Origin of the sequence: Microbacterium bovistercoris, assembly GCF_003387575.1 — a bacterium.
Lineage (GTDB): Bacteria > Actinomycetota > Actinomycetes > Actinomycetales > Microbacteriaceae > Microbacterium > Microbacterium bovistercoris.
The window spans coordinates 95818-116410 of the sequence record NZ_QUAB01000041.1 but is presented as its reverse complement, the minus strand read 5'-3'; the positions used below and the strand labels follow the sequence as shown (position 1 = coordinate 116410).

19 protein-coding genes are annotated in these 20593 nt (G+C 70.2%); all 19 read right to left on the bottom strand.

The genetic code is table 11. The annotated features are described in order from the left end of the window. Positions 1-34 precede the first annotated feature (34 nt). The 19 genes from DY023_RS09645 to gmk all read right to left on the bottom strand — a co-directional run bounded on the left by DY023_RS09645 (position 35) and on the right by gmk (position 20586). Positions 35-1501, bottom strand: a complete 1467-nt coding sequence (locus DY023_RS09645; protein WP_116242124.1) for a glutamate synthase subunit beta — start codon at positions 1499-1501, stop codon at positions 35-37. Then, positions 1494-5996, bottom strand: a complete 4503-nt coding sequence (gene gltB / locus DY023_RS09640) for a glutamate synthase large subunit (RefSeq protein WP_116242227.1) — start codon at positions 5994-5996, stop codon at positions 1494-1496. Before gltB ends, DY023_RS09645 begins: the two co-directional genes overlap by 8 nt. Before the next feature lie 157 nt (positions 5997-6153). Next, the gene (lgt, locus tag DY023_RS09635) at positions 6154-7158 is read right to left on the bottom strand and encodes a prolipoprotein diacylglyceryl transferase (protein ID WP_116242123.1); all 1005 of its coding nucleotides are present in this window, start codon (positions 7156-7158) and stop codon (positions 6154-6156) included. 10 nt (positions 7159-7168) lie between these two features. Next, entirely contained in the window at positions 7169-7972 is an 804-nt protein-coding gene (gene trpA / locus DY023_RS09630) for a tryptophan synthase subunit alpha (protein ID WP_116242122.1), read from the bottom strand. Beyond that, entirely contained in the window at positions 7969-9177 is a 1209-nt protein-coding gene (gene trpB / locus DY023_RS09625) for a tryptophan synthase subunit beta (protein WP_116242121.1), read from the bottom strand. The genes trpA and trpB overlap by 4 nt, the downstream gene beginning before the upstream one ends. Then, entirely contained in the window at positions 9174-9950 is a 777-nt protein-coding gene (gene trpC, locus DY023_RS09620) for an indole-3-glycerol phosphate synthase TrpC (RefSeq protein ID WP_116242120.1), read from the bottom strand. Before trpC ends, trpB begins: the two co-directional genes overlap by 4 nt. Continuing rightward, the gene (locus DY023_RS09615; RefSeq protein WP_116242119.1) at positions 9950-10195 is read right to left on the bottom strand and encodes an HGxxPAAW family protein; all 246 of its coding nucleotides are present in this window, start codon (positions 10193-10195) and stop codon (positions 9950-9952) included. The genes trpC and DY023_RS09615 overlap by 1 nt, the downstream gene beginning before the upstream one ends. Before the next feature lie 44 nt (positions 10196-10239). Then, entirely contained in the window at positions 10240-10824 is a 585-nt protein-coding gene (locus DY023_RS09610; protein ID WP_116242118.1) for a Trp biosynthesis-associated membrane protein, read from the bottom strand. Then, on the bottom strand, positions 10821-11177 hold the full coding sequence (hisI, locus tag DY023_RS09605) for a phosphoribosyl-AMP cyclohydrolase (RefSeq protein ID WP_116242117.1): 357 nt from the start codon (positions 11175-11177) through the stop codon (positions 10821-10823). The genes DY023_RS09610 and hisI overlap by 4 nt, the downstream gene beginning before the upstream one ends. Beyond that, positions 11174-11935, bottom strand: a complete 762-nt coding sequence (gene hisF, locus DY023_RS09600) for an imidazole glycerol phosphate synthase subunit HisF (protein ID WP_116242116.1) — start codon at positions 11933-11935, stop codon at positions 11174-11176. Before hisF ends, hisI begins: the two co-directional genes overlap by 4 nt. Then, on the bottom strand, positions 11935-12777 hold the full coding sequence (hisG, locus tag DY023_RS09595) for an ATP phosphoribosyltransferase (RefSeq protein ID WP_116242115.1): 843 nt from the start codon (positions 12775-12777) through the stop codon (positions 11935-11937). The genes hisF and hisG overlap by 1 nt, the downstream gene beginning before the upstream one ends. Before the next feature lie 40 nt (positions 12778-12817). After that, on the bottom strand, positions 12818-13081 hold the full coding sequence (locus tag DY023_RS09590) for a phosphoribosyl-ATP diphosphatase (protein WP_116242114.1): 264 nt from the start codon (positions 13079-13081) through the stop codon (positions 12818-12820). Beyond that, positions 13078-13746, bottom strand: coding sequence for a ribulose-phosphate 3-epimerase (gene rpe / locus DY023_RS09585; RefSeq protein ID WP_116242113.1), 669 nt, complete (start codon positions 13744-13746; stop codon positions 13078-13080). Before rpe ends, DY023_RS09590 begins: the two co-directional genes overlap by 4 nt. Beyond that, positions 13743-15185: an RsmB/NOP family class I SAM-dependent RNA methyltransferase gene (locus tag DY023_RS09580; RefSeq protein ID WP_116242112.1), complete on the bottom strand. Its 1443-nt coding sequence runs from the start codon at positions 15183-15185 to the stop codon at positions 13743-13745. Before DY023_RS09580 ends, rpe begins: the two co-directional genes overlap by 4 nt. Continuing rightward, positions 15182-16099, bottom strand: a complete 918-nt coding sequence (fmt, locus tag DY023_RS09575) for a methionyl-tRNA formyltransferase (protein ID WP_116242111.1) — start codon at positions 16097-16099, stop codon at positions 15182-15184. Before fmt ends, DY023_RS09580 begins: the two co-directional genes overlap by 4 nt. 26 nt (positions 16100-16125) lie before the next feature. Continuing rightward, complete coding sequence (locus tag DY023_RS09570; protein WP_116242110.1) at positions 16126-18063, bottom strand: primosomal protein N' family DNA-binding protein; 1938 nt, start codon at positions 18061-18063, stop codon at positions 16126-16128. Further along, entirely contained in the window at positions 18063-19259 is a 1197-nt protein-coding gene (gene metK / locus DY023_RS09565; protein ID WP_116242109.1) for a methionine adenosyltransferase, read from the bottom strand. Before metK ends, DY023_RS09570 begins: the two co-directional genes overlap by 1 nt. A 91-nt stretch (positions 19260-19350) precedes the next feature. Next, a complete protein-coding gene (rpoZ, locus tag DY023_RS09560) occupies positions 19351-19605 on the bottom strand; it encodes a DNA-directed RNA polymerase subunit omega (RefSeq protein ID WP_116242108.1) in 255 nt (84 codons plus the stop codon). Positions 19606-19686: 81 nt separating this feature from the next. After that, positions 19687-20586, bottom strand: a complete 900-nt coding sequence (gene gmk / locus DY023_RS09555) for a guanylate kinase (protein WP_116242107.1) — start codon at positions 20584-20586, stop codon at positions 19687-19689. Positions 20587-20593: the final 7 nt, after the last annotated feature.

Here is a 20593-nt window from a genome sequence, read left to right as displayed (position 1 = left end):
GGGATCGGAAATAGGCGACGTTGCCGCCGCCAGCCTACGCGGGCTGCACGCCGATCGCGACATCCGTCGGGGCAACCGGTGCCGGCAGCACCGTCGAGCCCATCAGGTGACGATCCACCGCCGCGGCCGCTGCGCGACCCTCGGCGATCGCCCAGACGATCAGCGACTGTCCGCGTCCGGCGTCTCCTGCGACGAACACACCGGGGACGGTCGACTGGTAATCGGCGTCTCGACGAAGGGTACCGCGTTCGGTCTGGACCGGCGAGGAGCCACCGTCGAATGTGTCGGACTCGGGCCCGGTGAAGCCCATCGCGATCAGCACCAGGTCCGCGGGGATCTCGCGCTCGGTGCCGCTCTTCGGGATGCGGCGGCCGTCGACGTACTCGGTCTCGGCCACGCGCAGCGCACGCACCCTGCCCGCGTCATCGGTGAGGAACTCGACGGTCGAGGCGAGATATACCCGCTCGCCGCCCTCCTCGTGCGCCGAGGACACCTCGAACAGCGTCGGCATCATCGGCCACGGCTGGTGGTCCGGCCGCGCATCGGCGGGCTGGCGCCCGATCGCGAGGTTCGTGACACTGAGAGCGCCCTGCCGGTGCGCGGTGCCGATGCAGTCCGCGCCGGTGTCGCCACCGCCGATCACGATGACATGCCGGCCTTCGGCGGTGATCTGCTCGGGAACCTCATCACCCGCAGTGGCCTTGTTCGACTGCACGAGGTACTCCATCGCGAAGTGCACTCCCTCGGCGTCTCGCCCGGGGATCGGCAGGTCACGGGGCACGGTGGAACCGGTGGCGACGAGGACGGCGTCGTAGCGGGCTCGGAGCTCGTCCCAGCCGATGTCCTTCCCCACCGCGACACCGGCACGGAAGCGGGTGCCCTCCTCCTCCATCTGACGGAGGCGCGCATCGACATGCTGCTTCTCCATCTTGAAGTCCGGGATGCCGTAGCGCAGCAGCCCGCCGACGCGGTCATCGCGCTCGTAGACGACCACGGTGTGACCGGCCCTGGTGAGCTGCTGCGCCGCGGCGAGTCCGGCGGGGCCGGAGCCGATCACGGCCACGGTCTTTCCCGTGAGGCGCGCCGGCGGCTGCGGCTGCACCCAGCCGCTGTCGAACGCCTGGTCGGCGATGGACTGCTCGATCTGCTTGATCGTCACCGCAGGCTGGTTGATGCCCAGCACGCAGGCGCTCTCACAGGGAGCCGGGCAGAGCCGCCCTGTCCACTCCGGGAAGTTGTTCGTGGCGTGCAGCCGCTCGATGGCGGAGCGGTCCTCGCCGCGCCAGGTGAGATCGTTCCACTCCGGGATGAGGTTGCCCAGCGGGCATCCGGAATGGCAGAACGGCACACCGCAGTCCATGCAGCGGCTCGCCTGGCGACGCAGCACCGCGGTGTCGCCCTTCTCATAGACCTCTTTCCAGTCCATGATGCGAACCGGGACGGGGCGCCGAGCGGGCAGCTCCCGCTCGGTCACCTTGAGAAAGCCCTTGGGATCAGCCACCGGTCACCTCCAGGATCCGGTGCCAGACGGTGTCGCCGTCGGGATCGATCCCCGCCTGCTCCGCCTCCTGGCGTACGCTCTGCACCGCCGCGAAGTCGCGCGGCAGCACCTTGGTGAATTCGTCCGCGACAGCGTCGAAGCCGTCGAGGATGCTCTGCGCGATCGGCGACGCCGTGCGCTCGACGTGCTCGACCAGCAGCCCGCGGAGGAGCTCGAGATCGGCCCGGTCGAGCGGCTCGAGCCTGAGCTCGCCGCTCTGCAGCGACTGGGCGTTGATCTTTCCGGTGTCGAGGCGGTGCACGTAGGCGACGCCTCCCGACATCCCGGCACCGAGGTTGCGGCCGGTCGGGCCGAGGATGACGGCCGTTCCGCCCGTCATGTACTCCAGCGCGTGATCGCCGACGCCTTCGACGACGGCGGTCGCTCCGGAGTTGCGCACCAGGAACCGCTCACCGACCACACCGGAGATGAACATCGTGCCGGCGGTCGCGCCGTACCCGATCACGTTGCCGGCGATCACATTGCGATGCGGTTCGAAGAGCGCCCCTCGTGGAGGACGGATGCTGATGTCACCGCCGGAGAGGCCCTTGCCGACGTAGTCGTTCGCGTCGCCCTCGAGCCGCAGCGAGATGCCCGGCGGAAGGAACGCGCCGAGGGACTGCCCGGCGGTGCCGTGCAGCGTGATGTCGATCGTCTCCTTGGCCAGACCCGCGGCACCGTGACGCGTGGTCACCTCATGGCCGAGCATGGTGCCCACCGCGCGCTCGGTGTTGCGGATGGGCAGCTCGATGAGCACCGGGTCCTGGTACTGCAGCGCATCGTGCGACATCCGGATCAGCTCGACGTCGAAGTGCTTGTCGAGCTCGTGGTCCTGCGAGCGTCCGCCGCGACGGGGCTCGTCCGCGGGGAACGCGGGCCCCTCGAGGATGGGAGCGAGGTCGAGACCGTCGGCCTTCCAGTGCCGGATGGCGGCGTCGGTGCGCAGCAGGTCCGTGCGTCCCACGATCTCCTCGATCGACCGGAAGCCCAGGGCGGCGAGCAGCTCGCGCACCTCCTCCGCGATGAACTCCATGAAGTTCACCACGAACTCGGGCTTGCCGGTGAAGCGCTCGCGCAGCACCGGGTTCTGCGTCGCGACACCCACCGGGCAGGTGTCCAGGTGGCAGACGCGCATCATGATGCACCCGCTCACCACGAGCGGTGCCGTGGCGAATCCGAACTCCTCCGCGCCCAGCAGCGCGCCGATGATCACGTCGCGGCCCGTCTTCAGCTGCCCGTCCACCTGCACGACCACGCGGTCGCGCATGCCGTTGAGCATGAGCGTCTGCTGGGTCTCGGCCAGGCCGAGCTCCCACGGCGTGCCGGCGTGCTTGAGAGAGTTCAGCGGGCTCGCGCCCGTGCCGCCGTCGTGCCCGGAGACCAGCACCACGTCACTGAGCGCCTTCGCCACGCCCGCCGCGACCGCGCCGATGCCCGACTGGCTGACGAGCTTGGTGTGGATGCGCGCCTGCGGGTTGGCCCTCTTCAGGTCGAAGATGAGCTGCTTGAGGTCCTCGATCGAGTAGATGTCGTGGTGCGGCGGCGGCGAGATGAGGCCGACGCCGGGGGTCGCGTGACGCGTGCGCGCCACCCAGGGGTAGACCTTGCCCGGCGGCAGCTGACCGCCCTCACCGGGCTTCGCGCCCTGGGCGAGCTTGATCTGGATGTCGTCGGCCTCGGTGAGGTACTGGCTCGTGACACCGAACCGACCGGACGCCACCTGCTTGATGGCGCTGCGGCGCTCGGGGTCGACCAGGCGATCGGGGTCCTCGCCGCCCTCGCCGGTGTTGGACTTGCCGCCGAGGCGGTTCATCGCGATCGCGAGGGTCTCGTGCGCTTCACGGGAGATCGAGCCGTAGCTCATCGCACCGGTCGAGAAGCGCTTGACGATCTCGGAGACGGGCTCGACCTCGTCGATCGGCACCGGCGGCCGCTCCCCCGTGCGCAGCTCGAAGAGCCCGCGCAGGGTCTTCAGCGACTTCGCCTGGTCGTCGACCAGCTGGGTGTACTCGCGGAACACGTCGTAGCGACGGGTGCGCGTGGAGTGCTGCAGGCGGAACACCGTCTCGGGGCTGAACAGATGCGGCGAGCCGTCGCGGCGCCACTGGTACTCGCCACCGGTCCAGAGCCGCTCGTGCGCGGTGGCTGCCGCGTCCTCCGGGTAGGCGTAGTCGTGCCGCGCCTGATTCTCGGCGAACACCTCCTCGATGCCGATGCCGCCCAGGCGGGTCGTCGTGCCGGTGAAGTAGGCGTCGACGAGCTCCTGGCTCAGACCGACGGCCTCGAACACCTGCGCTCCGGCATAGGACGACACCGTCGAGATGCCCATCTTCGACATGATCTTCAGCACGCCCTTGCCCAGCGCGTGGATCAGGTTGTGCACGGCCTGCTCGGGTTCGAGATCGGTGATGAATCCGGTCCGCACCAGGTGCTCGACGGTCTCCATCGCCAGGTACGGGTTCACGGCGGATGCGCCGTAGCCGATCAGTGTGGCGACGTGGTGCACCTCACGCACGTCGCCGGCCTCGACGATCAGGCCGACCTTCATCCGGTTCTCGCGGCGGATCAGGTGGTGGTGCACCGCAGCGACCATGAGCAGGGACGGCACCGGGGTGAGGTCCTTGTTCGAGTCGCGATCCGAGAGGATCAGGAACTCCGCACCGGCCTCGATCGCGGCATCCGCCTCGGCGCACATCTGCTCGAGACGCTCCGCGAGCGAGTGGGGGCCGGCATCGAAGTGGTAGAGGCCCTTGATCGTCGCCGTCCAGCGGCCGGGGACGACGCGGTCGATGTGGCGGATCTTGGCGAGTTCGTCGTTGTCGATCACCGGGAAGTCCAGCGTCACGCTCTGCGCGTGCTCCGGTCCCCAACTGAGCAGGTTGCGCTCCCGGCCGAGGCCGAGGCGCAGGCTGGTGACGACCTCTTCGCGGATCGCGTCCAGCGGCGGGTTCGTCACCTGTGCGAACTGCTGCGTGAAGTAGTCGAACAGCAGACGGGGGCGCTCGCTCAGCACGGCGATCGGTGTGTCCGAACCCATCGCGCCGATCGGCTCCGCCCCGTTCTGCCCCATCGGGGTCAGCAGGATGCGCACCTCCTCCTCGGTGTACCCGAAAGTGCGCTGACGGCGGACGATCGAGGCTGCGGGGTGGATGATGTGCTCGCGGTCCGGCAGATCGGGCAGGCGGATGGCTCCGTCGTCGAGCCACTCGCGCCACGGGTGCAGCGTGGCGAGGTCGCGCTTGATCTCCTCGTCCTCCACGATGCGGCGCTGCGCGGTGTCGACCACGAACATCCGACCCGGCTGCAGGCGGCCGCGGCGCTTGATGCGCTCGGGCTCGAACTCCAGCACGCCGGTCTCCGAGCCGATGACGACCAGCCCGTCGGTGGTCTCGGTCCAGCGGCCGGGGCGCAGCCCGTTGCGGTCCAGCGTGGCGCCGACGAGCGTGCCGTCGGTGAAGATCAGTGCGGCAGGGCCGTCCCAGGGCTCCATCTGGTGCGAGTGGTACTCGTAGAAGGCGCGCAGGTCGGGGTCGAGATCCGCCTGCTTCTCCCACGCCTCGGGGACCATCATCATGATCGCGTGGGGCAGGCTGCGGCCGGTGAGCGTCAGCAGCTCGAGCACCTCGTCGAAGGAGGCCGAGTCGCTGGCGCCCGGTGTGCAGATCGGCAGCAGCGGACGGATGTCGCCGAGCAGCTCGGACTCGAGCTGCGACTGGCGGGCGCGCATCCAGTTGCGGTTGCCGCCGACCGTGTTGATCTCGCCGTTGTGAGCGAGCATCCGGAGCGGCTGCGCGAGCGGCCAGGACGGGAAGGTGTTGGTCGAGTACCGGGAGTGCACGACGGCGAGTTCGGAGGCGAAGCGCTCGTCCTGCAGATCGGGGTAGAACGGCTCGAGCTGCAGGGTGGTGACCATGCCCTTGTAGCCGAGGGTGCGGGCGGAGAGCGAGACGAAGTAGGCGTCGAGTTCGTGGCCGGCGCGCTTGCGCAGCCGATAGGCGATCCGGTCGAGGTCGATGCCCGACAGGCCGGATCCCGAGACGAAGAGCTGCTCGAAGGCGGGACGCGCCTCGTCGGCCAGCTTGCCGAGGTTCTCGTTCGCCGTGGGCACCACGCGCCAGCCGAGCACGGTGAGGCCCTCTTCGCGGGCGATGCGCTCGATGCCGGCCTTCTGCTCGCGGCGGGCGCTCGACTCCCGAGGGAGGAACGCGAGGCCTGCGGCGTACTCGCCGACCGGGGGAAGGTCGAAGTCGGTGACCGCGCGGAGGAAGGCGTCGGGCATCTGGGTGAGGATTCCGGCTCCGTCGCCGGTTCCCGCGTCGGAGCCGATCGCACCGCGATGCTCCAGGTTTCTCAGCGCTTCCAGCGCCAGGGCGATGATGTCGTGGCCCGGTGTTCCGCGCAGGGTGGCCACCATCGCCAGCCCGCACGCGTCCTTCTCGAACGCCGGATCGTACATCCCCTGCTTCGGGGGGTAGGCGCCGGAGGCGCCGTAGGGAGGCTGGAAGTACACCAGTCACCGTCCTCGTATCTCAGTTGACACTGCTCTCGGATGAGACCGGGGACGACATTGGCCCGCTTTCAGTGCGATTGTTCCCCGTGGGGATGAAGCAGCCTTATCGGGCGGTGTCTTCGGTGCTCGGGGCCGTGCTGGTGGCGGTGGCTCCTGCGGTGATCGCTTCGGCGGGAGGCTCACTCACGTCGACGAAGGAATCGGGGTTGTCCGATTGTACCTCAGCCCCGGGGGCACGCCCCGTCATGTACGGCGAAGGCTCGACGCCGGGGTGGCGACGGGTCTGCACGATGATGATCACGATGCCGACGACGACGCCGATGATCGCGGCCCAGACATTGCTGCGCAGGCCGAGGATGATCTCGCTCGGATCGATCCGGATGGACTCCCAGACGATGCGTCCGGCGCTGTACCAGATCAGGTAGACGGCGAACAGCTTGCCCCACTGCAGACGCAGGGCCTTGCCGATCCAGAGCAGGAAGATGACGCCCAGGCCGTTCCAGATGACCTCGTACAGGAAGGTGGGGTGGAACAGCGTTCCCTCCGCGAGCCCCGGCGGGAAGGCGGGGTGGCTCTCCTCGATCTCGAGGCCCCAGGGCAGATCGGTGGGCAGGCCGAACAGTTCGTGGTTGAACCAGTTGCCGAACCGGCCCATGGCCTGCGCCAGCAGCAGACCGGGTGCGAGGGCGTCGGCGAATGTCCAGAAGCGGATGCCGGTCCACTTGCAGCCCAGCCACGCACCGACGGCGCCGCCGATCAGCGCGCCGAAGATGGCGATGCCGCCCTCCCAGATCGCCCACACCGAGCCGGGCTCGAACGGGTTCCAGGTGTTCTTGCCCGGGCCGAAGTAGAAGTTCGGGTGGGTGAGCACGTGGAAGATCCGCGCCCCGATGATGGCCAGCGGCACCGCGAGGATCGCGATGTCGATGACGACCCACTTCTCCGCACCGCGCTTGGTCAGGCGGTGGTTGGTCAGCAGCACCGCCGCGACGATGCCCGCGATGATGCACAGCGCGTAGTAGTGGATCGTGAGCGGTCCGAGCGGGAAGGTGTTGTTCGGAGGGCTCGGGATGCTGGCGAGCACGCCGGAGAAGGTGCTGAGGGACATGAGACCGATTCTAATTGTCGAGCGAGAACTGTGCGGACGGCGTGCCCGCTGCGAGGGAACGGGTGACCTCGGCGAGGCGGTCCAGGCCGCCGTCGCGGAGGGCGCGCACCAGGGCCGTGCCGACGATCGCACCGTCGGCATACTCGGCGACGCCGTTCACCTGCTCGGCGTTGGAGATGCCGATGCCCACGCACGTGTTGGTCGCGCCGTGAGCCTTCAGTCGCTCGACGAGCACGCGCGCGGCGCGATCGAGCTCGGCACGCTCACCCGTGATGCCCATGGTGGAGACCGTGTAGACGAATCCTGTGGATGACGCCACGACGAGGTCCAGACGCTCATCGGTGGACGTCGGTGCGGCCAGGAAGACGCGATCCAGGCCGGTCCGTTCGCTGGCCGCGATCCACTCCCCTGCCGCCTCGGGCGTGATGTCGGGGGTGATGAGTCCGGCGCCACCTGCGGCGAGCAGATCGTCGGCGTACCGGTCGACGCCGTACTGCAGCACAGGGTTCCAGTACGTCATGACCAGGACAGGCACGTCGACGGCGTCGGTGATCGCCTTCACGGCCGTGAACAGGTCGCGCATCTTGAACCCTGCGGCCAGGGCGTGCTGTGTGGCCTCCTGGATGATGAGACCGTCCATCACCGGGTCGCTGTAAGGCGGCCCGATCTCGATGATGTCGACGCCGTTGCGCGCGAGCGTGATCGCGGCCTGGATGCTGGTCTCCAGATCCGGATAGCCCACCGGCAGGTAGCCGACGAACGCACCGCGGCCTTCGTTGTGCGCCTTGGCGATGGTGTCCTCGACGCGGCTCATTCCACGGCCCCTTCGTCGTAGAGGTGGAAGTACCGCGCCGCGGTGTCCATGTCCTTGTCGCCGCGGCCGGACAGGCAGACGGCGATCACGCCGTCCGGCCCGAGCTCACGGCCGATGCGCAGCGCGCCGGCCAGCGCGTGCGCCGATTCGATCGCGGGGATGATGCCTTCGGTGCGGCTCAGCAGGCGCAGCGCCTGCATGGCCTCGTCATCGGTGGCGGGGATGTACTCCGCCCGCCCGATGTCGGCGAGCCAGGCGTGCTCGGGCCCGACGCCGGGGTAGTCGAGTCCGGCGGAGATCGAGTGCGACTCGATCGTCTGGCCGTCCTCGTCCTGCAGCACGTAGGTCTTCGCGCCGTGCAGCACGCCGGGTCGACCGCGCTCGATCGAGGCCGCGTGCTGCTCGGTGTCCACGCCGTCACCCGCCGCCTCGACACCGTAGAGTCTCACGTCGGCGTCGTCGAGGAAGGCGTCGAACATTCCGATGGCGTTCGATCCGCCACCCACGCAGGCGACGACGGCGTCCGGCAGGCGCCCGGCATCCGCCAGCAGCTGCTCCCGCGCCTCCTCGCCGATGATCTTCTGGAAGTCGCGCACCATCGCCGGGAAGGGATGCGGACCCGCAGCCGTGCCGAAGATGTAGTTGGTGCTCTCGACCGTGGCGACCCAGTCGCGGTAGGCGTCGTTGATCGCGTCCTTCAACGTGCGCGAGCCGGTGGTGACCGGAACGACCTCGGCGCCCAGCAGCCGCATCCGGGCGACGTTGAGCGCCTGGCGCTCGGTGTCGACCTCGCCCATGTAGATCGTGCACTCGAGGCCGAACAGCGCCGCAGCGGTCGCGGTCGCGACGCCGTGCTGGCCTGCACCCGTCTCCGCGATCACTCGGGTCTTGCCGAGCCGCTTGGTGAGCAGGGCCTGACCGAGCACGTTGTTGATCTTGTGCGATCCGGTGTGGTTGAGGTCCTCGCGCTTGAGGAAGACCCGCGCACCCCCCGCGTGCTCGGCGAACCGCGGAACCTCGGTCAGCGCGGACGGACGCCCGGCGTACGAGCTCAGCAGGTGGGCGAGCTCGGCCCGGAACTCCGGGTCGGCGATCGCGGCGTGATACGCCTCGGTCAGCTCATCGATCGCGGCGATCAGCGACTCGGGCATGTAGCGCCCGCCGAAGTCGCCGAAGAAGGGACCGGGCTGGTCGCGAAGACTCATCCCACCTCCAGGAAGCTGTTCAGGGTGGCGACGGGGTCGCCCGTGACGAGGGCCTCGCCGATCAGCACGACGTCGGCGCCGGCCTGGCGATAGCGAGCCACGTCGGCCGGCTCGAGCACGGCGGATTCGGCGATCTTGATGCGGTCGGCCGGAATGCGCTCGGCCAGGCGGCCGAACAGGTCACGATCGAGCTCCAGCGTCTTGAGGTTACGGGCGTTGACGCCGATGAGCTTCGCGCCCAGATCGATCGCGGTCTCCAGCTCATCGGCATCGTGCGTCTCGACGAGCGGGGTCATCCCCAGTTCCAGGATGAGTGCGTAGAGCTCCTGCAGCGTCTTCGCCGGGATGCCGGCGACGATCAGCAGCGCGAGGTCGGCACCGGCGGCGCGTGCCTCGAACACCTGGTACGGGGTGGCGATGAAGTCCTTGCGCAGCACGGGCAACGAGACCCGGGAGGTGACGGCCTCGAGATCGGCGAGCGACCCGCCGAACCGGCGCTCCTCGGTCAGCACGCTGATCGCGGAGGCTCCGCCCTGCTCGTAGAGGGCGGCCTGGTGGGCGGGATCCGGGATCTCTGCCAGCGCACCGCGGGACGGGCTGGCCCGCTTGACCTCGGCGATGATCTTGACCCGGTCGGCGGGGGCGAGTGCTGCGACGGCATCGCGTGCGGCGGGGCGCGCGAGTGCGTCGCGCTCGACGGCGGCCAGGGGCCTGGTCAGAGCACGACGCTCGGCATCCTCGACTGCGCCGGCCGTGAGGTCGGCGAGGACCATCAGTGAGCCTTCGGCGAGTACTTGGGGCCGTTCACCCCGTAGCCGGCCTTGGCCATCGCCCAGCCGACGATCGGGCCGATCGGGATGAGCGCGACGCCGATCCAGATGAGAGCGACCCAGACCGGGCCGAACTCGGCGAGGCAGAACCCCAGCGTGCCGATGGCGAAGCCGGCGAGCATCACGATCACAGCCGTCCACGCAGCAGGCGAGTGTCCGTGTCCGGGGTCAGCGATCGAGTTGGCCATGTTCTCCTCCAGGAAGCTCAGCGTCGGGGTTCAGTCTATCGGGATCAGCGGGTCGGATCGGTGCCACGCGACAGGTCGTCCCAGGAATCGACGGCGTCGAGCGGGCCCTGATTCGCCGTGTGCGGTGCGTCGTCGGTACGGTACCGGCGTCCGCCGCTCTTCCACCCCTTGGCGGTCACGACGGCGAAGATCGCGGTGAGCAGCACGAGGAACCAGCAGCACAGGGCGATCACCGGCCAGGCGGTGGGCGTGATCGCGGCGACGATCTCGTGCAGCGCGGAGTCCCCCGCCAGGCCTGTCTTCTCGGCGACGGGGCCCGCGACCACCGTCAGCGGCGGAGCCGCGACGAGCGGGACGGTGGCGATGATGAGCACCACGCCCGCCGCGGCGGCGAGGGCGGCGAAGATGTAGCGCAGCACCAGGCCGACGATCGACAGCGCCGCCCCGAGGGCGAGCACCGCCAGCGAGAGCGGCGCGAGGAGCGCGACGGCATCGGACCCTGCGACGAGGATCGGCTCCGAGCCGTCCACACGCGTGACGGTGAGCCAGGTCTGGGTGGCGGAGATCACGCCGATCCCTCCGGCCAGGAGGAAGCCCAGTACGGCGATCAGGCGACCGCGGGCGCTCATGCCTGCTCGCCCCCGACCACCGCGTCGAGGTCGCGGCCGTCGAAGCAGGTCCGGGTGCCGGTGTGGCATGCGGCGCCGGTCTGGTCGACCTGCAGCAGGATCGTGTCGCCGTCGCAGTCGATCTGAGCACCGCGGACGGTCTGGATGTGCCCTGAGGTGTCGCCCTTGCGCCAGTACTCCTGACGAGAGCGAGACCAGTACGTGACGCGGCCGGTGGTCAGTGTGCGGCGCAGCGCCTCGGCATCCACCCACGCGAGCATGAGCACCTCGCGGGTGTCCCACTGCTGCACGATCACAGGCGCCAGCCCGTCGGCGTTCCACGCCACGGCGGCGATCTGCTCGTCCACACTCATCGGACCACCACGCCTTCCGAGCGAAGCGCGTCCTTGACCTCGCCCACCGTGAGCATGCCGCTGTGGAACACGCTGGCGGCGAGCACCGCATCCGCGCCGGCAGCGACCGCCGGCGGGAAATCTGCCACCCGGCCGGCGCCGCCGGAGGCGATCACCGGCACCGAGGCGACCTCACGCATCAGCCGGATCAGCTCGAGATCGAAGCCATCCCGGGTGCCGTCGGCGTCGATCGAGTTCACCAGCAGCTCGCCGGCACCGCGCTCGGTGGCCTCGCGGGCCCAGACTGCGGCATCCAGCGTCGTCTCCGTGCGGCCGCCGTGCGTCGTGACGACGAAGCCGGACGGCGCACCGGCTGCGCGCTTCACGTCCAGGGAGAGCACCAGCACCTGTGCGCCGAAGCGATCCGCGATCTCGTCGATCAGATCGGGGCGTGCGATCGCGGCGGAGTTCACACCGACCTTGTCGGCGCCCACCCCGAGCAGGCGGGCGACGTCCTCGGTGGAGCGCACCCCTCCCCCGACCGTGAGCGGCACGAAGACGTGTTCCGCCGTGCGCTGCACGACGTCGTAGGTCGTGGCGCGGGCATCCACCGTCGCGGTGACGTCGAGGAACGTGATCTCGTCCGCACCCTGGGCCGCATAGTGCGCGGCCAGCTCGACCGGGTCGCCCATGTCGCGCAGGTTCTGGAAGTTGACGCCCTTCACGACGCGGCCGGCGGCCACGTCCAGGCACGGGATGACGCGGGAGGCGAGTGTCATCAGAGCCTCGCCGCGTGGATCGCCGTGACCAGGATCGCCCGCGCGCCCAGCGCGTAGAGCTCGTCCATCACCTGGTTCATGCCCTTGCGCGGGATCATCACGCGGACAGCCACCCACGCGGGGTCGCGCAGCGGCGAGATCGTCGGCGATTCGCGACCGCCGGCGATGGCCGTGGCCTGATCCACGAGCTCCGCGGGCAGGTCGTAGTCGAGCAGCACGTAGCGTCGAGCCACCATGACGCCGCGCAGGCGGCGCAGCAGACGATCGGTGCCCTCCACGTCGCCGGGGCGGCTGATCAGCACGGCCTCCGACTCGATGATCACCGGACCGAAGATCTCGAGGCCGGCCTGTCTCAGGGTCGTGCCGGTCTCGACGACGTCCGCGATCACATCGGCCACACCGAGCCTCACCGCCGACTCGACAGCGCCGTCCAGGGGCACCAGCACGGCGTTCACGCCGTTCTCCCGCAGGAAGTCGTCGACGAGACCGGGGTACGCGGAGGCCACGCGCACGCCATCGAGGTCCTGGATGGTGTGGTACTTCCCGGGAGGGGCCGCGAAGCGGAATGTCGAGCGCGCGAAGCCGAGCTGCTCGATCTCACGGGCGTCGTCCTGCCGCACATCGCGAAGCAGGTCGCGCCCGGTGATGCCCACGTCGAGCGCGCCGGATGCGACGTAGGTGGCGATGTCACGGGGACGCAGGTAGAAGAACTCGACGTCGCTGTCGGCGTCGACGACGTGCAGGGTCTTCGGGTCGCGTCGACCGGTGTAGCCGGCCTCCGCGAGCATCTCGGCCGCTGTCTCTGACAGCGAGCCCTTGTTCGGAACGGCGATACGGAGCATGGATGTCTTTCAGAGTTGAACGGGTCTGTTTCGGACGCGCTCACAGATGTCGATAGACGTCCTCGAGATCCAGACCCTTCGCGAGCATCATCACCTGCAGGTGGTACAGCAGCTGCGAGATCTCCTCGGCCGCCTCATCCTTGGACTCGTACTCGGCGGCCATCCACACTTCGGCGGCCTCTTCCACGATCTTCTTGCCGATGGCGTGCACGCCGCGGTCGAGCTGCGCGACCGTACCCGATCCTTCGGGACGGGTCTTCGCCGTCTCGGTCAGCTCGGCGAACAGCTCGTCGAAAGTCTTCACCCCTCAAGGCTAGCGGCTCGGGCACGGTCGCGGAGACCTGTGACGGCCGCTTCCACGTCGTCTGCGCCGTAGACGGCCGAACCCGCCACGAAGGTGTCGGCACCCGCCTCAGCGGCCTGCGCGATGGTGTCGAAGGAGATTCCGCCGTCGACCTGCAGCCACACGTCGGAGCCCCGACGACGGGCCTGCTCGCGCAGCGCGCGCAGCTTCGGCATGGTCTCCGGCATGAAGCCCTGCCCGCCGAAGCCCGGCTCCACGGTCATCACGAGGATCTGATCGAACTCGTCGAGGATGTCGTAGAGCGCCTCCCCCGCGGTCCCCGGCTTGATCGCGACGCCCGCGCGGGCGCCGATCCCGCGCAGCCGGCGCGCGAGCGACACCGGGTCGGCCGCGGCCTCGAGGTGGAAGGTGACGCTCGCCGCCCCGAGTTCGGCATAGCCGGGCGCCCAACGGTCGGGGTCCGTGATCATCAGGTGCACGTCCAGCGGGATCGGGCTGGTCGCCTGGATGCGCTCGACCATCTGCGGGCCGAAGGTGAGGTTGGGCACGAAGTGGTTGTCCATCACATCGACGTGAGCGAAGTCGGCGCTGGCGATGCGGGCCAGCTCCGCCTGCATGTTGACGAAGTCTGCGGCGAGGATGCTGGGGTTGATGCGCGGGTTCATCGACTCTCTCCTTCGGGAGTGCGCTGCAGCAGCGCGAGGAACATGGCGTCTGTGCCGTGACGGTGCGGCCAGAGCTGCACCCGTCCGGAACCGTCATCAGCGAGGTCGAGCGGCGACCGTGCGACGTCTGCCAGGATCGCACGTGCATCCAGCTCGACGAGATCGTCACGGTCGCGCAGGACCTCGGAGACCACACCGGTGGTCTCGGCCAGGTGCGGCGAGCACGTCACGTACGCCACGATGCCGCCAGGAGCCAGTGCCGAGACAGCCTCGGTGAGCAGCTCGGTCTGCAGGGCGACCAGGTCTGCGACATCCGCAGGGCTCTTGCGCCAGCGGGCCTCAGGCCTGCGGCGCAGCGCGCCGAGCCCGGTGCACGGGGCGTCCACGAGAATGCGGTCGAAGGCCCCGGGGCGGGATGCCGCGAGGGCCCGTCCGTCCTCCTCGTGCACCGTCACATCGCCGGGCACCGCGCGCAGCGCGTTTCGCACCAGCCCTGCCCGTGCCGGGACCACCTCGTTGGCCTCGAGGACCGCTCCGCTCTCGTGCGCGACCGCTGCGAGCAGCGCTGTCTTCCCACCGGGGCCGGCGCACAGGTCGAGCCACTGCTCCCCCTCGGCGATCGGGCGCGCAGCAGCCAGAGCCAGTGCGACCAGCTGCGACCCCTCGTCCTGCACGCGCACCGCGCCTGCGGCATCCGCCACCACACGATGCGGATCCCCTCCTGGCGAGGCGAACGCGGTCGGAGCGTAAGGGCGGCGCGGCTCTCCGGGTTCGGCGAGACCGGGCAGCGCCACCAGGGTGACTTCCGGCGAGGCGTTGTCTGCGGCGAGGAGGGCGTCGAGCTCGTCCTCGCGCCCCTCGGCGGCGAGGGCGCGGCGCAGTGCGCGGATGATCCACACCGGGTGCGCCGTCCGCAGCGACAGCCGCTCGTCGTCCGAGCGGGCGGCACTCTCGATTCTCTGCTGCCAGGCCCCGGGGGTGTCCCGTCCGATACGGCGCAGCACGGCGTTGGCGAAGCCCGCCGCTCCCCGGCCCTGCGCGGTCGCGACCAGGTTCACCGACTCGTTCACGGCGGCATGCCCTGCCACCCGGGTGGAGAGCAGCTGGTGCGCGCCGAGGCGCAGCGCATCGAGCACCGCAGGATCGATCTCGGAGACGGGACGGCCCGCGGCATCGGCGATGATCGCGTCGTACGTGCCCTGTCTGCGGAGCGTGCCGTACGTGAGTTCGGTGGCGAGGGCCGCGTCCTTCTGATCGAGCCCCGCTTCGGCGATGCTCGCCGGCAGCAGCAGATTCGCGTAGGCGTCGGACTCGGTGACCGCGCGCAGAACGCCATAGGCGACAGCACGTGCAGGCTGGACCGTACGAGCGGGACCGCGATTCGCGCCTGAGCGCTGGGGTCGACGTCCACCGTGCGGACGGCGCTCCTGCCCGCTCATGCGCCCGCTCGCAGGGTCTCGTCGCGCTGACCGCGCCACCAGTCGGCGGCGGGCATCGCGCCCTTGCCTGCGGGCTGCACGCGGGTGACCGCCAGCGGTGCCGTCGCCGTGCCGATCAGGATCCGCCGCTTCTCCCCCAGGATCCGGCCGGGCTCGAGCGACGCGGCATCGGGCGCCGGAGCCGCCTCGAGCACCTTGAGCCGTGCGCCGGCCACCTCGGTGTGAGCTCCCGGTTCCGGGGTGATGCCGCGGAACCGCGCGTAGACCTCGTCGAGCGGACGCGTCCAGTCGAGCAGTCCGTCGGAGAGGACGAGCTTGGGGGCGAACGTGGGCTCACCCGCCTGCGGAGCGGACTCAGCGGTGCCGGCGGCGATCGCGGCGACGACGTCCACGGTCAGCTCGGCCCCGTCCGCAGCGAGGATGTCCAGAGCGGTGGCAGCCGTGGCGTCCGCCGGCAGCTCGACCGGGCGCATGCCGTACACATCGCCGGCATCCAGCTCGGGCACGAGCCGGAACACGCTGACCCCGATCTCGTCGTCCCCCGCCATCAGTGCGCGCTGCACGGGCGCCGCGCCGCGCCAGCGCGGCAGCAATGAGAAGTGCAGGTTGATCCAGCCGTGATCCGGCGCCGACAGCAGCGGCTCGCGCACCAGTCCGCCGAACGCGACGATCACGCCCAGTTCCGGTTGCAGCGCGGTGATCGTCTCGGTGGCCTCGGCATCGAGCCGGGCGGCCTTGATCACCGGGATCCCGAGCTCGCCCGCCGCCTGCGCGACGGGCGAAGGCGTCAGCACGCGCCGACGTCCGAGGGGCGCATCGGGGCGGGTGACGACGGCCACGATGTCGTGCAGCGGGGCGAGTGCCCGCAGGGTCGGGACCGCCGCTTCGGGGGTGCCGGCGAAGACGAGTCGCATGAAGGTGCTCCGGAGGGTGAGGGGCGTCAGATGTCTGGTTCGAGGATATCGAGGTGCAGGCTCAGGCCGGCCTTCCCCCGTGCCCGCCGGTTGCGAGTGGCATCGGTGACGACCGCCGCGCGCAAGGTCGTCGCCACCTCGGCGCCCGCCGCGTACCCGAAGCGCACCAGTGCCCGAACTCGCCCCTCGTCGCCGACCGGTACCGGACCGAGCACGGCGTCGGCAGGCAGCCCGAGGGCGCGCACCTGTTCCAGCGCGGGGCGAACGACCGTGGGGAGGCCGTCGAGCTGCGCCACGCGGTACACCGGCGGCATCCGCAGCGGCGCCCGCGCCTCGAGTTCGGAGCGCGCGTAGCCGGCCTGGGTCCAGGTCGCCAGGGCCCGGGCGACCGGTCCGTCGACACCCACGAGATGCACCGGTGCGCCCGGCGCGGCGAGAGCGGCCGCGTTCGACCACCAGCGCAGGCAGGATTCGCCGATCCGCAGCTCCGGCGCCTGCAGCATCCGGGCCCCGTCCAGCAGCACCACGGCGCGATAGCCGCCGTCTGCGACGGGTTCGGCGCCGCGCGTGGCGATGACCAGCGCAGGCTTCGCCGGCACCCGCTCGACCGGATGCGTGCCGTCGGAGACGATGATCTGCACACCGGGGAACGCCCTGCCGAGCTCGTCGGCGGTGCGCTCGCTGCCGGAAGACGCCAGACGCACCTGCGTGGCCTCGCAACTCGGGCAGCGCCATCCGTTCGCAGACCTGCCGCACCAGCCGCACACCGGCACGGCGCCCCGGCGCCGGGCGCCGAGCGGGCCACCGCAGTGGGCGCAGCGCGCAGGAGCACGGCACTGGCCGCACACTAGCGACGGAGCGAAGCCGGGGCGGGCGACCTGCACGAGGACGGGCCCTGCCCCGGCAGCCTCGCGCGCCGCGAGGAACGCGCTGGAGGGCATCCGCTGCGCGCCCCGCTCGAGCTCCTGCGGCGGGGTCAGGATCACCCGCGGCGAGGAGCGCCGTGCGGCGCGGATCTCGGTCATCCAGCCGCCGTGCACCAGACGCTCGACGTCGGTGGTCCTGGTGTGCCCCGCGAACAGCAGCGCGCCGCCCTCCTGCTCCTGGCGCACCAGGGCGGCGTCGCGGGCGTGCACGTAGGGTGCGAGCGGCTCGGAGAGGAGCGGGTCGCCGTCGTCCCAGATGATGACCACGCCGGCCCGTGTCGGAGCGTAGACCGCCGAGCGGTTTCCGACGACCACACAGGGAGCGTCCGCCAGGGTGCGCAGGAAGGCACGATACCGATCGGGGTTCGTCTGGCGGGCATCATGACGCACGACGGCGTCGTCGGGCAGCAGCTCGGCGAGGGCGTCCAGCAGACGGTCCTCGTCGCGCTTGTCGGGCACCACCAGGATCGCAGAGCGACCGGACGCCAGCACGTGCACGGCGACAGCGGCGAGCAGTCGTGCCGAGTGCGGCAGCGACCCCTCCATCTCGGCGATGGTCTCGACAGCCGCGCGGCCGCCGTCGGCGAGCACCGCTTCGAGGCCGTCGTAACGGGCGATCACCGCGTCGGCCCTCGTGAGCGCCTCCACCGCGACCGCCGGCGTTTCGATGTCGGCGGACCACGCCTTCTCGACGCGCACCTGCCTTTTCGGGATAGCGAGTCGCAGGATGTCGGATGCCGCGCCGGCCGCGCGATCGGCGACGCGCCGGGCGAGCTGATGCAGTCGCTCGGGCAACACGACGACCGGTGAGACCACGCTCTCGACCTCGGCCAGCGTGCGCGAGACGTCCTCCTCGACTGCCAGCGCCACGATGTAGCCGTCCATCATTCGACCGGCCGTGCGCAGCGGGACCTTCACCCGCACGCCGACCGGCACGTCGCCGAACTCGGCCGGCAGCGCGTAGTCGAACAGTCTGTCGAGCTGCGGCAGCGGGGAGTCGATCAGCACCCGCGCGATGCGCCGAGCCGCGGCGGACATCAGAGCCCGGCGGCGCGCCGCAGCTCTTCTGCGCGGTCGGTGCGCTCCCAGGTGAAGTCCGGCAGCTCACGGCCGAAGTGCCCGTAGGCGGCGGTCTGCGCGTAGATCGGGCGCAACAGGTCGAGTTCCTCGATGATCGCCTGCGGACGAAGGTCGAACACCTCGGTGATCGCGCCGATGATCGCCTCATCCGACACCTTGCCAGTACCGAAGGCCTCCACGTACAGACCGACGGGGTGCGCGACGCCGATCGCATAGGCGACCTGCACCTCGAGGCGGTCCGCGAGCCCGGCGGCGACGGCGTTCTTCGCCACCCAGCGCATCGCGTACGCGGCAGAGCGGTCGACCTTGGACGGATCCTTGCCGCTGAAGGCCCCGCCGCCGTGGCGGGCGGCCCCGCCGTAGGTGTCGATGATGATCTTGCGGCCGGTGAGACCGGCGTCGCCCTTCGGGCCGCCGATGACGAACGGACCCGCAGGGTTGATGTAGTACTTCAGATCGGTGGCGAGGTCGAGGCCGGTCTGGGCCAGCACCGGGTCGATGACGTGCTCGCGGACCTGGGCCTTGAGCTCGTCCTGCGTGACACCCGGCAGGTGCTGCGTGGACAGCACCACCGCGTCGACGGTCTTCGGGGTGAAGCCCTCGTAGCCGAGCGTGACCTGCGTCTTGCCGTCGGGGCGCAGGAACGGCAGGAAACCAGAGCGGCGCACCTCGGAGAGTCGCTCGGCGATGCGGTGCGCCGTCCACGCGGCCATCGGCATGAGCTGAGGGGTCTCGTTGGTGGCGAAGCCGAACATGATGCCCTGGTCGCCGGCGCCGAGAGCGTCACGCGGATCGGCCGATCCGCCGTCGCGGCTCTCCGCGGCCTGATCGACGCCATGGGCGATGTCGGTGGACTGCTCCCCCACCGAGACACTCACACCGCAGGACGAACCGTCGAAGCCGGTGTCGCTGGAGGTGTAGCCGATGCCGTTGACGACATCACGCACGATCGTGGGGATGTCGACGTAGCCCTCGGTGCGGATCTCGCCGGCCACGTGCACGAGGCCCGTGGTCACCAGCGTCTCGACCGCGACGCGTGAGTCGCGGTCGACGGCCAGCAGGCCGTCGAGGATGCTGTCCGAGATCTGGTCGCAGATCTTGTCGGGGTGCCCCTCGGTGACGGACTCGGACGTGAACAGGCGCAGCGCGCTCATCGATGCTCCAACGGTTTCTCGGCGGTCTCAGGCCAGTATGCAGGGAGCCGCCGACACCCCTGGACGGGATGACGGCGGCTCACCTGTCAGTTCACTCGGCGTGACGGATGCGGAGCTTGTCCTCGTTGATCTCGTGCAGCGCGATCGTGAGGGGCTTGTCCTCGACCGACGAGTCGACCAGCGGGCCGACGTTGTCGAACAGGTTGCCCTCATGCAGGTCGGAGTAGTAGTCGTTGATCTGGCGCGCGCGCTTGGACGCGTAGATGACCAGCTCGTACTTGGAGTCGACGCGATCCAGCAGATTGTCGATGGGGGGATCGATGATGCCCTGGTTGTTACCGGCCACAGTGGGACCTCCTGATCGGGCGACGATGTCGAGGTGCTCGACGTGTCGCGAAGTTGGTGGCGGGCGCGTCCTTCGTCAGGCTCAGGACCCTGGACGCGCGAATGCCGCAGTCAAGTCTACGACCTCCTGCGCCGCCGTGGCGACGTCCTCGTTCACGACGAGGTAATCGAACTCGTTCTGGGCGGCGAGTTCGGCCTTCGCTGTGCGCAGCCGGCGCGCCCGCTCCTCGGCGTCCTCGGTGCCGCGACCGACCAGCCGGTTCACCAGCTCGTCCCAGGACGGCGGCAGCAGGAACACCAGCGTCGCGGACGGCTCGGCGGCGCGCACCTGACGTGCGCCCTGCAGGTCGATCTCCAGCAGCACGGTGCGGCCCTCGGCCAGTGCCGCGTCCACCGGTCCGCGCGGTGTGCCGTACCGGTACCGGTTGTGCACCGTCGCGTGCTCGAGCAGCTCGCCCTGGGCGATGAGCCGATCGAACTCCGCGTCGTCGACGAAGAAGTAGTGCACGCCGTCGACCTCGCCAGGGCGCGGCGACCTGGTGGTCGCCGACACGGAGAGGTGGATCTGCGGATGGTGCGCGCGGATGTGGGCGGCGACGGTGCCCTTGCCGACCGCCGTGGGCCCTGCGAGCACGAGCAGCCGGCTGCGACCGGCACGCGGGACGTGCACGGGGAACCGGCTGTCCAGCCAGTTGCCGAGATCGGCCACCTGACGGACGCCGAGCCCGCCCAGGCGCTTGACCGGTGCGATGTGCAGATCGCGCAGCACCTGATCGCGCTTGCCCGCTCCGATCGCGGGAAGGGCGATGAGGAAGTCGGTGATCCGCAGCGAGCCGGCGACGGATGCCGCATCGTCGAGCGCGCGGCGCAGGACCTCCTGCGGTGCCACGACGCGCATGGCGAGATCGCGCTTCAGAGAGGCACGTGCCCGGCGTCGCTCGACGGCGCGGCGCGCCGCCGCACTCCGATCGACCTCGGGCATCGAACGG

Excerpts from the sequence above, each read along its gene's own strand:
- gltB (WP_116242227.1), bottom strand. The coding sequence starts at position 5,996 with ATGTACGATCCGGCGTTCGAGAAGGACGCGTGCGGGCTGGCGATGGTG.
- lgt (WP_116242123.1), bottom strand. The coding sequence starts at position 7,158 with ATGTCCCTCAGCACCTTCTCCGGCGTGCTCGCCAGCATCCCGAGCCCT.
- trpA (WP_116242122.1), bottom strand. The coding sequence starts at position 7,972 with ATGAGCCGCGTCGAGGACACCATCGCCAAGGCGCACAACGAAGGCCGC.
- trpB (WP_116242121.1), bottom strand. The coding sequence starts at position 9,177 with ATGAGTCTTCGCGACCAGCCCGGTCCCTTCTTCGGCGACTTCGGCGGG.
- trpC (WP_116242120.1), bottom strand. The coding sequence starts at position 9,950 with ATGGTCCTCGCCGACCTCACGGCCGGCGCAGTCGAGGATGCCGAGCGT.
- DY023_RS09615 (WP_116242119.1), bottom strand. The coding sequence starts at position 10,195 with ATGGCCAACTCGATCGCTGACCCCGGACACGGACACTCGCCTGCTGCG.
- DY023_RS09610 (WP_116242118.1), bottom strand. The coding sequence starts at position 10,824 with ATGAGCGCCCGCGGTCGCCTGATCGCCGTACTGGGCTTCCTCCTGGCC.
- hisI (WP_116242117.1), bottom strand. The coding sequence starts at position 11,177 with ATGAGTGTGGACGAGCAGATCGCCGCCGTGGCGTGGAACGCCGACGGG.
- hisF (WP_116242116.1), bottom strand. The coding sequence starts at position 11,935 with ATGACACTCGCCTCCCGCGTCATCCCGTGCCTGGACGTGGCCGCCGGC.
- hisG (WP_116242115.1), bottom strand. The coding sequence starts at position 12,777 with ATGCTCCGTATCGCCGTTCCGAACAAGGGCTCGCTGTCAGAGACAGCG.
- rpe (WP_116242113.1), bottom strand. The coding sequence starts at position 13,746 with ATGAACCCGCGCATCAACCCCAGCATCCTCGCCGCAGACTTCGTCAAC.
- DY023_RS09580 (WP_116242112.1), bottom strand. The coding sequence starts at position 15,185 with ATGAGCGGGCAGGAGCGCCGTCCGCACGGTGGACGTCGACCCCAGCGC.
- fmt (WP_116242111.1), bottom strand. The coding sequence starts at position 16,099 with ATGCGACTCGTCTTCGCCGGCACCCCCGAAGCGGCGGTCCCGACCCTG.
- DY023_RS09570 (WP_116242110.1), bottom strand. The coding sequence starts at position 18,063 with ATGTCCGCCGCGGCTCGGCGCATCGCGCGGGTGCTGATCGACTCCCCG.
- metK (WP_116242109.1), bottom strand. The coding sequence starts at position 19,259 with ATGAGCGCGCTGCGCCTGTTCACGTCCGAGTCCGTCACCGAGGGGCAC.
- gmk (WP_116242107.1), bottom strand. The coding sequence starts at position 20,586 with ATGCCCGAGGTCGATCGGAGTGCGGCGGCGCGCCGCGCCGTCGAGCGA.